Raw genomic sequence first — 10856 nt, forward strand, 5'->3', positions numbered from 1 at the left:
GGCCGACGGCGCTGCACCGGCGGCAGGCGCAGCTCCGGCGGCGGGCGCTGCGGCGGGCGGCAAGGCTGCCCCCGCCCCGGCGAAGAAGTAACGAGCGGGCGAAGGCTCCGCTTCGTCGATGCTTCTGCTGGTCGGGCTCGGCAATCCCGGGCCGCGCTATGCGGGGCACCGGCACAATGTGGGATTCATGGCGGTGGACGAGATCGTCCGCCGCCGTGTCTTCTCCCCGTGGCGTGCGCGCTTCAACGGCGAGGTGGCCGAAGGCCATCTCGGCGGCGAGCGTGTCATCGCCCTGAAACCCATGACGTTCATGAACGAATCGAGCAAGGCCGTGGGCGAGGCGGTGCGCTTCCTCAAGGTGCCGCTCGACCGGCTGGTCGTCTTCCACGACGAACTCGACATTGCGCCCGGACGGGTGCGCATGAAGAAGGGCGGCGGCGCCGGTGGGCATAACGGCCTGCGCGACATCGACGCCCATGTCGGCAAGGACTATCGCCGCGTCCGCATCGGCATCGGCCATCCGGGCCATAAGGACCTGGTGCTGCATTGGGTGCTGCGCGACTTCGAGCGCGACGAGCGCGATCCGAAGGACGGCTGGCTGCCCAAGGTCCTGCACGCGCTGGCCGAGGAAGCGGCGCTGCTGGTCGAAGGTGGCGCCAAGGCCGACGAGAAATACATGAGCCGGGTGGCGCATCTCGCGCCGCCTCCCGACCTTCCGGCCCGCCTCGACATCAAGGGCCTGGGCAGCAAAGAGTAGATCATGGGTTTCAATTGCGGAATCGTCGGCCTTCCCAATGTCGGCAAGTCGACCCTGTTCAACGCGCTGACCGCCACCCAGGCGGCGCAGGCGGCCAATTATCCGTTCTGCACCATCGAGCCCAATGTCGGCCGTGTCGCCGTGCCCGATCCGCGGCTCGAGAAGCTCGCGGCGATCGCGGGTTCGGGCAAGATCATCAACACCCAGCTCGAGTTCGTCGACATCGCCGGCCTGGTGAAAGGCGCGTCGCGCGGCGAGGGACTGGGTAACCAGTTCCTCGGCAACATCCGCGAGGTCGATGCGATCGCCCATGTGCTGCGCTGCTTCGAAGACGGCGACGTCACGCATGTGAGCGGCAAGGTCGATCCGGTGAGCGACGCCGAAATCGTCGAGACCGAGCTGATGCTGGCCGACATGGACAGCCTCGAGAAGCGCCTGCCCAACCTCGAGAAGAAGGCCAAGGGCGGCGACAAGGAGGCCGCGGCCGAGGCACCGGTCGTGAAGAAGGCGCTCGACGCGTTGCGCGACGGCAAGCCGGCCCGCGAGGCCAAGCTCACGGACGACGAGCGCGCGGTGTTCGCCCGGCTCCAGCTCATCACTGCCAAGCCGATGATGTACGTGCTCAACGTCGAGGAAAGCTCGGCTGCGACCGGCAACGAGCACAGCGCCAAGGCCGAGGCCTTCGCCAAGTCGCGCGGCATGCCGTCAGTCGTGATCTCGGCCGCCATCGAAGCCGAGGTGGCGCAGCTGCCGGCCGAGGATCAGGCCGACTACCTCTCTTCGCTCGGCCTCGAGGAGACCGGCCTCGCCCGCGTCGTGCGCGCGGGCTACGTGCTGCTCGACCTCGTGACCTTCTTCACGGTCGGTCCGAAGGAAGCCCGCGCCTGGACGGTGCGCCGCGAGGCCACGGCGCCGCAAGCCGCCGGCGTGATCCATACGGATTTCGAGAAGGGCTTCATCCGCGCCGAGACCATCGCCTTCGACGACTACGTCACCCTGAATGGCGAGGCCGGTGCCCGCGATGCCGGCAAGCTCCGGCTCGAAGGCAAGGAATACGCCGTCAAGGACGGCGACGTGTTTCACTTCAGGTTCAATGTTTAACGCGCCTATGGCGCGCTAAACATTGAACCGGCGAGCGGCAGCGCTTGTCATCAAGCGCGAGAGCTCGCACCGCGCAGAACAGACAAGAAAGCGAGTGTCCGATCTTCCTGCGGCGCTCCCGGACATTGCTACGCAATGTCCTGACGCTCCCCGGGCCGAGCGTCGCTCGGCCTAAGATCCGATAACGCCCCCGCCCTTCTTCGTGATGGCGATCACCGACGGCCGCGGTGGCATGCCGGCCTTGAAGTCGGGCCAGCGCGTCGAGGGCTTCTCGAAGGTCGAGTTCCGGTCCTCACCGGGATGCTGGATGGCGAGAAACAAGGTGCCGTCGTCCGGCGCGAAGATCGGCCCGCAGACTTCGGCACCGGTCGGCGCCTGATAGAAGCAGCGCGTCAGCGCCCGGCCGAAGCCCACCGTGTCGGCGGCATAGACTCCATCGGCTATGCCCGCAGCCGAAGGGCCGCCGTCGGTCGCGATCCAGATGCGGCCCTTGCTGTCGAAGGCGATGTTGTCGGGGCAGCTCAGCCAGCCATTCTCCGAAGTCGCGCGATGATAACGCGCGCCGGCATCCTGGCCGGGCTTGCCGGCCAGCAGGAAGATCGACCAGGTGCCTTCCGCCGCCGCATGATCGCCGTCCTTCGGTCCGATCTCGAGAATGTGGCCATGATCGTTGGGCGCGCGCGGATTGGCCCTGTCGACCTGGTCGGGCTTGCGCAGGCCATTGTTGGTCAGCACGACATAGACCCGCCCGTTGACCGGATTGGTCTCGATGTCCTCCGGCCGGTCCATCGGCGTCGGCTTCAGGAGGTCGGCGGCGAGGCGGGTCTTCACCAGCACGTCGCCCTGGGTCGCAAAACCATTCGCCGCCGTCAGCGGGCCCTGCCCCTGCACCAGCGGCAACCATTCGACCTTGCCGTCGGCATTGAAGCGCGCGACGGAAAGCGTGCCCTCGTCGAGCAGGTTCTTGTTGGCCGCGCGATCGGTCGGATTCCACGGCTTCGAGGTGACGAAGCGATAGACATACTCGAACCGCTCGTCGTCGCCGGTGTACAGCACCACCCGGCCATCCTTGGCCAGCGCATAGGTGCAACCCTCATGCTTGAAGCGGCCCAACGCCGTGCGCTTCACCGGCGGCGAGTTGGGCTCATAGGGATCGATCTCGACCACCCAGCCGAAGCGGTTGGGCTCGTTCGGCTCCTTGTCGACGTTGAAGCGCTCGACATGCTGGGCCCAGGCGTTGGTCGCGCGGGCCACGCCATAACGCTTGCCGAGTTCGGTATCGGCCAGCCGCGCCGCGTCGCCGTCGAAATAGAAGTGGAAATTCTCCTCGCAGGTCAGCCAGGTGCCCCAGGGCGTGCTGCCGCCGGCGCAGTTGCCGAAGGTGCCCAGCACGCGCGTTCCCGCGGGATCGGCCGAGGTCTTCAGCCGGTCGTTGCCGGCGGCGGGACCTGAAATCTCCATCGGTGTCGTGGCGGTGAGGCGGCGCGCAAACTTGCTGTCGGGCACGACCTTCCATCCCGCGCCGTCGCGGGCGATCTCGATGACTGCGCCGCCGACCGACGCCATCTCGACCGCGACCTGATCCTTCGTCGCCTTGAGCGCTGCATTGCGGCCGCTGCCCAGGCCCGCGAACATCAGATTGGGATTCGTATATTCGTGGTTGGCGACCATCAGGAAGCGGTCGCCGCTGCGGCTGCCGGCCGGCAACGGATAGAGGCCGAGATAGTCGTTGTTGTAGCCGAACCGCTGCTCCTGTTCGGCCGCCGTGAGGGTGGCGGGCTCGAAGCCCGTGGCGCCGCCGATGATCGGATCGCCCCAGCGGATCAGCACCTGCATCTCGTAGCCTTCGGCGACATGCTGCGTGCCGTCGAGCGTATGGGCGAGTTCCTTGAAGGTGAGCGAGGAGGGACCGTTCACCTGGGCCTGCGCGTCCGTGATGGCGAACGGGCCTGCGAGCGAGGCCGCGAGGCCGGCGCCTGCCAGGCCGCGCAACGCGTCGCGCCGGCTGAGGCGCCGCTCGATCAGTTCGCCGATCGACGGCTCGGTGCTGGCATTCACGCCGATATCGTCGGGATCGGTGTCGTCGTCATCCTGTGCGGCGGCCATCTTGAACTCCTGGAAACGCACGTCTGGCGTAGCGGGCAATAGTGACGTTTCCGTTGCGATCTTGCGCGACCGCCATCGCCGTCCACAAGGCAGCGTCAGCAAACCGTAGCGCGAAGCCTGTAGCAGGCAGACGTCACACCTCATGAAGAGACGAACATGAAAACACATCTGTTGTTTGCGGCCTCCGCGACCGCGCTTCTGCTCGCGGCCTTCCCCGCCTCCGCCCAGACCAAGTTCCCGGCCACGCTGGAAGGCCACGCGATCCTGCCGGCCATGACCCTCGTGCCCGCTCCCGCCGACGCGCCGCAGGATCTGCAGATCTCCGGTCGTTATGCAGGCCCCGCCGGCCAGCGGGTCGATGCGCCGGAGAGCGTGCCCGGCATGTCGGCGCTGTCGGACAAGGCGGCACCGCGCCCGACCGGGATCAGCCTCCCGTTCAAGGGCCAGCCGGTCCAGGGCTTCTCGGGCATTCGCAAGCTGCCGGACGGCTCCTATCTGACGATCAGCGACAACGGTTTCGGCAGCAAGGCGAACTCGCCCGACGCCATGCTGATGTTCCACATCGTCAAGCCGGACTGGAAGGCCGGCACGGTGGAGCGCGTGTCGACCGGCTTCCTGCACGATCCCGACCGCAAGGTGCCGTTCCGCATCGTCAACGAGAACACGCCGAAGCGTTATCTGACCGGTGGCGACTTCGATCTCGAATCGGTGCAGCCGATCGGCGACTTCCTGTATTTCGGCGAAGAGTTCGGCCCGTACCTGATCAAGACCGACAAGAGCGGCAAGGTTCTTCAGATCTTCGAGACCAAGGTCGACGGCAAGCTCGTGCGCTCGCCCGACCATCCCGCGATCACGACGCCGGCCACGCCCGGCGCGGTGAAATTCCAGGTCCGGCGCAGCAAGGGCTTCGAGGGCATGGCCCAGTCGCCCGACGGCAAGTTCCTCTATCCGCTGCTCGAAGGCCCGCTGCTGACCGAATCCGGCGAACCAGAGGCCAGGGACGGCAAGCGCTTCCTGCGCATCCTCGAATTCGACGTGGCCAAGGGCGAGTATACGGGCAAGAGCTTCAAGTACACGCTCGAGGCGCCGGCCAACGCCATCGGCGACTTCAACATGATCGACGCCAGCAGCGGCCTCATCATCGAGCGCGACGACACCGAGGGCGACATGGCCCAGGCCTGCAAGGACGGCGCCGTGAAAACCGACTGCTTCAACGTGCCGGCGAAGTTCAAGCGCATCTACAAGATCGACCTCTCCCAGGCCGATGCCGACGGCTTCGTGAAGAAGGTCGGCTATATCGACCTGATGGACATCCAGGACCCGAACAAGGTCGCGCGCGTCGGCGCCAAGGACGGCAAGCTCACCTTCCCGTTCTTCACCATCGAGAATGTCGACCGGGTCGACGCCGACCACATCATCGTCGGCAACGACAACAACCTGCCCTTCTCGTCGGGCCGCGCGCTGGGCAAGTCCGACGACAACGAGCTGATCCTCCTGAAGGTCACCGACCTCCTGAAGGCGAAGTAGCTACTCGGTCACGTCGAGCGCCACCTTCTCGCGCTTCTTGCGAAGCGCGGGAAGGAGTGGCGCGATCAGCAGGAAGGCCGCGAGCGCGAGGCAGGCGACCGAGATCGGCCGCGCGACGAAGATCTCGAACGACCCCTGGCTCAGGATCAGCGACTTGCGCAGGTTGTTCTCGAGCATCGGCCCGAGCACGAAGGCCAGCACCAGCGGGGCCGCCTCGTAGCCGAACTTGCGCATGAGATAGCCCAGCAGGCCTGTGCCGATCATGACGAACACGTCGAACACGGCGTTGCCCGAGGCGAAGACGCCGACGATGCAGAACATCAGGATCAGCGGGAACAGAATCCTGTAGGGCGCCTTCAGCACCTGCACCCACATGCCGATCAACGGCATGTTGAGCACCAGCAGCATGATGTTGCCGACATACATGCTGGCGACGATGCCCCAGAAGACCTTGGGATTCTGGCTCATCATCAGCGGTCCGGGCTGCAGCCCGTGGATGACGAAGGCCCCCAGCAGCAGCGCCATGATGACGTTGGGCGGAATGCCGAGCGTCATGAGCGGAATGAAGGCGCCGCCGGCCGCCGCGTTGTTCGCGGCCTCGGGCCCCGCGACACCCTCGATGGCGCCCTTCCCGAACCGCTCTGGCGTGCGCGACAGCTTCTTCTCCATCGCATAGGACGCGAAGGAGGCGATCACCGCGCCGCCGCCCGGCAGCACGCCCAACAGGAAGCCGAGCAGCGTGCCGCGGCCGATGGGGCCGGCGCTCGCCTTCAGGTCCTCGCGCGAGGGCCACAGGCTGCCGATCCGCGATTGCACGATGTCGCGGCGAATCTGCTGCTCGATGTTCGCCAGGATCTCGGCCACGCCGAACAGGCCCATCACCACCGGCACGAGCCCGATGCCGTCGACCAGTTCGAGGCGGTCGAAGGTGAGGCGCGGCATGGCGTTGATCTGATCCAGGCCGATCAGGCCCACCACGACGCCGACCGCCGCCATCAGCAGCGCCTTTGCCATCGAGCCCTGCGTCAGGAAGGACAGGATGGTGAGGCCGAGAACCATCAGGCTGAAATACTCTGGCGGGCCGAAGGCCACAGCGACCTGGGCCAGCAGCGGCGCCACGAGCATCAGGGCGACGATCGCAAAGGTGCCGGCGACAAACGATCCCAGCGCGGAGATGCCGAGCGCCGGGCCGGCACGGCCGCGCTTGGCCATCTCGTGGCCGTCGATGCAGGTGACCACAGACGCTGCTTCGCCCGGGATGTTCACCAGCACCGCAGTCGTCGAGCCGCCATACATCGAGCCGTAGTAGATGCCGGCCATCATGATGATGCCGGACTCCGGCGAGCCCGAGAGCGTGACCGGCAGCAGCAGCGACATGGCCGAGATCGGGCCGATGCCCGGCAGCACGCCGACCAGGGTGCCGATGAACACGCCGATGAAGCAGTAGAGGAGATTGACCGGGTCGAAGGCGACCGCGAATCCCTGGGCGAGACCGGAAAGCACGTCCATCGCGTCAGCCCGCCAGCCAGGAGAGGTAAGGAACGTCCTCGAGCCAGCTTCCCTTGGGAAGCTGCACCAGCAGGACCTTTTCCAGGACATACCAGACGCCGACCGAGGCTCCCAAAGCGATCGGGATCGAGAGCCTGGGTGCCACCGGATCGACGACGGTCATCAGGAAGAGCAGCAGCGCCAGGCTGCAGAGCACGAAGCCCAGCTTCTGGAACAGGACACCAAAGACGATCAGGGCGGCGATCACCATCACGACGTTGCGCCACCGCGCCCCGCGCCAGAGATCCGCCAGCAGCGGCCCCTCGCCGCGCACACCGGCGACGGTGATCGACAGCGACAGAGCCGACATGAAGAGACCGAGCCAGAAGAAGACGAAGCCCGACCCCGGCTCATGCAGGGTCCCCAGTTCGAGCAGCCAGCCCTGCCAGGTGACGAATACGCCGACACCCAGCCAGAAAAGGCCGCCCCAGAATTCGGCGCGACGCAGCATGCTCAGCTCTTCTTGGCGAGCCCGAGCTGGTCCACGACCTCGCGCTGCTCGTCATATTGCTGCTTGGCGAACTTGGCATAATCCGCCGTGTTCATGTAGCGCTTGGGATAGTCGTACTTGGCCATCAGTTCGACCACCTTGGGATCGTCGAGGGCAGCCTTGAAGGCGTCGTGCAGCTTCTTCACCACGGCCGGATCCATACCCTTCGGACCGGCAAGCCCGAACGGCGAGTCGAGAGTGAGGTTGTAGCCCAGCTCCTTCAACGTCGGCGCATCGGGCCAGCGCGGGCTGCGCTCCTGCGTCCAGATGCAGAGCAGCCGGAACTTGCCGGCATCGACCAGCGGCGCCCAGCCGGTTGCGTCGGCATCGGCCATGACGTGGCCGCCCTCGAGCGCCGCCCAGCCTTCGGGTCCGCCCTTGAAGGGCACATGGGTGAACTTCACACCGGCCTTGAGGGCGATCTGCTCCATGCCGACATGCAGCGAGCTGCCGGCGCCCGGTGTCGCGTAAGTGAACTTGCCCGGGTTGGCCTTGGCGAAGGCGATGACGTCCTGAAAGGTTTTCAGCGGCGAATCGGCCCGCACCACCACACCGAACGTGTAGGCAGAGGTGTGGAGGACCCAGGTGAAGTCTTTCATCGGATCGTAGGGCGTCTTCTGCATGTGCGGCAGGCGGAAGATCGTCACCGGCATCTGCGCGATCGTGTAGCCGTCGGGCTTGGCGGTCGCCGCCATGCTGGCCGGGCCGCTGGTTCCCGAACCGCCGGTGCGGTTGTCGATCACCACCGGCTGGCCGAGGGTCTTGGCAGCGGCATCGGCCAGAGCGCGGTGCCACACATCGACACCGCTGCCGGCCGGCCACGGCATGATCAAGGTGATCGGTTTGCTGGGAAAATCCTTGGCCCCCTGGGCATGCACGAACGTGGGTGCGAGGGCTGCGGACGCGACCGCACCCGACGCCGCAATGAACGAACGACGACGCATGAACTCCTCCCTTATTCTTTTCTTCCCCGCGCTTCGGGCGGACTAGCTCTTTGCGGCCAGTCCGAGCTTCTCCAGCGCCGCCTTCTCTTCGGCATAGAGCTGGCGGGCGAACTTGTCGTAGGCCGCGGCGGGCATGTAGCGAGGCGACATGTCGTACTTTTCCAAGGTCGCGATGACGTCCTTGTCCTCGAGTGCGACCTTGAAGGCCTCGTCGAGCTTCTTGACCACGGCCGGGTCCATGCCCTTCGGGCCGCCCATGCCGAACGGCGAGTCGAACACCATGTCGAAGCCGAGATCCTTCAGGGTCGGCACGTCGGGCCAGTTCTTGGTGCGCTTCTCGGTCCACACGCAGAGCAGACGGAGCTGGCCGGCGTCGACCAGCGGCTTCCAGCCCGTCGAATCGGCCTGCAGGGTCGTATGCTTGCCGAGTACGGCGGCGTTGGTTTCCGCGCCGCCCTTGAATGGCACCATCGTCCACTTGATGCCGGCCTGGGCTGCGATGCGCTCCATACCGATGTGCAGCGACGTGCCGGCGCCCGGCGTGCCGTAGGTCACCTTGCCGGGATTGGCCTTGGCGTATTCGATCACGTCCTTGAAGGTCTTGTAGGGCTGGTCCGCCGCCGTCGTGACGCCGAACGTGTAGCCGCTGAGATGCGCGACGTAGGTGAAGTCTTTCAACGGATCGAATGCAGTCTTCTGCATGACCGGCAGACGGAACACCGAGATCGGAAGCTGAGAGAGCGTGTAGCCATCGGGCCGCGCCGTGGCGGCCATCGTGGCCGGCCCCAGCGTGCCGGAGGCGCCGCCCTTGTTGTCGATCTGGAAGGGCTGGCCCAGCACCTTGCCGGCACGCTCGCACATGGCGCGGAGCGTGATGTCGCTCGATCCGCCGGCGGGCCACGGGACAATGAAGGTGATCGGCTTGCTGGGATAGGCCTGGGCGCGGGCGGCCGGCAGATACAGCGGCATGCCGACGCCGGCGGCGATCACGGTTCCCAGACCGCCTTTCACGAGACCACGACGACGGATCGTCATTTTATTTCCTCCCTTTTATTGGTCAGGAAGGTGGCCGATGGTCCCGTCGATGTAAAGAGATTGCAACCCTGTGTTACGGCAGGACGCGCTTCATCCAACCGGCCGTTGCCTGCGCATCCTGGTTGTCGCTGTCCGCCAGCTTGTCGATCACGCGCTGCCGGTCCTCGAGGTCGCGATTCTGGCTGAGCTTGATCTTGGTCTGCAGCCGCGCGAGCGGCATGCGGAAGGCGACGATGCCTCTGGTCTGCGCCTCGGCATTGCCCGGCGGCAGGCGGTCGAGGTTCCACGATGACGGGTCCGCGCCCTCGTAGGCCGTCGACAGTTTCGTCAGCACGTCGAGCGCGCCCTGCGTGTCCTCGACGACCTGCGGCCGGCCATAGGCATGGACGGTGACATAGTTCCAGGTCGGCACCTTGGGGCCCGGCGTGTACCAGGTCGGCGAGACATAAGCGTGCGGCCCCCAGAACAGGGCGAGCGATTCCGCCGGCCGCTCGAACAGCTTCCAGTGCGGATTGGCGCGCGCCAGATGGCCGATCAGCGAACCATGCTCGCTGCCGTCGTCCTGCCAGAGCAGCGACAGGTGGGTGGCGAACGGCGCGCCAGTTTCGTCGGTTGTCATCAGGAGAGCCCAGCTATGGGCTTTCATGACCTCTCGGCCGACCGATTCATCGCCTGCGAAATGCTTGGGAAGATACATGCTGCGGATTCCTTGAACGGCGCGGGCTTACCATGGTCCAATACCGACCACACAAGGAGGAATATTCATGGGCGAAGATATCCGTCTTAAGTCAGCCGCCGGCGAGATCGGCGCCTACCTGGCCACCCCGTCGGGCACGCCGAAGGGCGGCATCGTGGTCATCCAGGAGATTTTCGGCGTCAACCACCACATCCGGGCCGTGACCGACAAGTTTGCCGCCGAAGGCTACCTGGCCCTCGCGCCGTGCTTCTTCGACCATATCAAGCCCGGCATCGAGCTCGGCTATACTCCGGACACCATCGCCGAGGGTCGCGGCTACGTCATGACGCCGGGCTTCACCGACAAGGCCGTGCAGGACGTTCAGGCGGCGATGGACGAGCTGAAGAAGCGCGGCGTGATGAAGGTCGGCGTGACCGGCTACTGCTGGGGCGGGACGATCAGCTGGCTGGCCGCGACGCGTCTCAAGCCCGACGCGGTATCCGCCTACTATGGCGGCGGCATCCATGGCGCCAAGGACGAGAAGCCCACCGTGCCGACGCAGCTGCATTTCGGCGACAAGGACATGCACATCCCGATGGCGCACGTGAACGAGCTGCGCCAGCTCCATCCCACCGTCGAGATCTTCGACTATCCTGCCGATCACGGCTTCCA

General features: G+C 65.9%; 10 protein-coding genes. 4 read left to right on the forward strand and 6 right to left on the reverse strand.

Going from position 1 to position 10856, the window contains the following annotated elements; translation table 11 throughout:
• The first annotated feature begins 118 nt into the window (after positions 1-118).
• Together pth and ychF are read left to right on the forward strand one after the other, a co-directional pair.
• Positions 119-757 carry an aminoacyl-tRNA hydrolase gene (gene pth / locus ACT6UX_RS29890; protein ID WP_444778787.1) on the forward strand — a complete coding sequence of 213 codons (639 nt, stop codon included), beginning with the start codon at positions 119-121 and terminating at the stop codon, positions 755-757.
• Positions 758-760: 3 nt separating this feature from the next.
• On the forward strand, positions 761-1858 hold the full coding sequence (gene ychF, locus ACT6UX_RS29895; protein ID WP_444778788.1) for a redox-regulated ATPase YchF: 1098 nt from the start codon (positions 761-763) through the stop codon (positions 1856-1858).
• Positions 1859-2029: 171 nt separating this feature from the next.
• On the opposite strand, the gene ACT6UX_RS29900 is transcribed toward ychF, so the two are convergent.
• Positions 2030-3964, reverse strand: coding sequence for a PhoX family protein (locus ACT6UX_RS29900; RefSeq protein ID WP_444778789.1), 1935 nt, complete (start codon positions 3962-3964; stop codon positions 2030-2032).
• A 156-nt stretch (positions 3965-4120) separates the two neighbouring features.
• Between ACT6UX_RS29900 and ACT6UX_RS29905 the strand changes: the two genes are divergently transcribed.
• Positions 4121-5491 (forward strand): esterase-like activity of phytase family protein, encoded by a 1371-nt coding sequence (locus ACT6UX_RS29905; RefSeq protein WP_444778790.1) that lies wholly within the window; start codon positions 4121-4123, stop codon positions 5489-5491.
• Here ACT6UX_RS29905 and ACT6UX_RS29910 read toward each other — a convergent pair whose 3' ends face one another.
• The 5 genes from ACT6UX_RS29910 to ACT6UX_RS29930 all read right to left on the reverse strand — a co-directional run bounded on the left by ACT6UX_RS29910 (position 5492) and on the right by ACT6UX_RS29930 (position 10205).
• Positions 5492-7000, reverse strand: coding sequence for a tripartite tricarboxylate transporter permease (locus tag ACT6UX_RS29910; RefSeq protein WP_444778791.1), 1509 nt, complete (start codon positions 6998-7000; stop codon positions 5492-5494).
• A gap of 4 nt (positions 7001-7004) precedes the next feature.
• Positions 7005-7490, reverse strand: coding sequence for a tripartite tricarboxylate transporter TctB family protein (locus ACT6UX_RS29915; RefSeq protein WP_444778792.1), 486 nt, complete (start codon positions 7488-7490; stop codon positions 7005-7007).
• A gap of 2 nt (positions 7491-7492) precedes the next feature.
• Entirely contained in the window at positions 7493-8473 is a 981-nt protein-coding gene (locus ACT6UX_RS29920) for a tripartite tricarboxylate transporter substrate binding protein (RefSeq protein WP_444778793.1), read from the reverse strand.
• A gap of 42 nt (positions 8474-8515) precedes the next feature.
• Entirely contained in the window at positions 8516-9442 is a 927-nt protein-coding gene (locus tag ACT6UX_RS29925) for a tripartite tricarboxylate transporter substrate binding protein (RefSeq protein WP_444778796.1), read from the reverse strand.
• A 139-nt stretch (positions 9443-9581) separates the two neighbouring features.
• Positions 9582-10205, reverse strand: coding sequence for an FMN-binding negative transcriptional regulator (locus tag ACT6UX_RS29930; RefSeq protein ID WP_444778794.1), 624 nt, complete (start codon positions 10203-10205; stop codon positions 9582-9584).
• Positions 10206-10272: 67 nt separating this feature from the next.
• On the opposite strand from ACT6UX_RS29930, the gene ACT6UX_RS29935 reads away from it, so the two are divergent.
• The coding region (locus tag ACT6UX_RS29935) for a dienelactone hydrolase family protein (RefSeq protein ID WP_444778795.1) at positions 10273-10856 on the forward strand (584 nt) is incomplete at its 3' end.

The sequence above is a fragment of the Reyranella sp. genome, assembly GCF_052439685.1.
Classification (GTDB): Bacteria; Pseudomonadota; Alphaproteobacteria; order Reyranellales; family Reyranellaceae; genus Reyranella.

What these genes read in the sequence shown, in the direction of transcription:
- ACT6UX_RS29925 (WP_444778796.1), bottom strand. Translation starts at nt 9,442, where the DNA reads ATGCCGCTGTATCTGCCGGCCGCCCGCGCCCAGGCCTATCCCAGCAAG.
- ACT6UX_RS29905 (WP_444778790.1), top strand. Translation starts at nt 4,121, where the DNA reads ATGAAAACACATCTGTTGTTTGCGGCCTCCGCGACCGCGCTTCTGCTC.
- ACT6UX_RS29920 (WP_444778793.1), bottom strand. Translation starts at nt 8,473, where the DNA reads ATGCGTCGTCGTTCGTTCATTGCGGCGTCGGGTGCGGTCGCGTCCGCA.
- ACT6UX_RS29930 (WP_444778794.1), bottom strand. Translation starts at nt 10,205, where the DNA reads ATGTATCTTCCCAAGCATTTCGCAGGCGATGAATCGGTCGGCCGAGAG.
- ACT6UX_RS29900 (WP_444778789.1), bottom strand. Translation starts at nt 3,964, where the DNA reads ATGGCCGCCGCACAGGATGACGACGACACCGATCCCGACGATATCGGC.
- pth (WP_444778787.1), top strand. Translation starts at nt 119, where the DNA reads ATGCTTCTGCTGGTCGGGCTCGGCAATCCCGGGCCGCGCTATGCGGGG.
- ACT6UX_RS29915 (WP_444778792.1), bottom strand. Translation starts at nt 7,490, where the DNA reads ATGCTGCGTCGCGCCGAATTCTGGGGCGGCCTTTTCTGGCTGGGTGTC.
- ychF (WP_444778788.1), top strand. Translation starts at nt 761, where the DNA reads ATGGGTTTCAATTGCGGAATCGTCGGCCTTCCCAATGTCGGCAAGTCG.
- ACT6UX_RS29910 (WP_444778791.1), bottom strand. Translation starts at nt 7,000, where the DNA reads ATGGACGTGCTTTCCGGTCTCGCCCAGGGATTCGCGGTCGCCTTCGAC.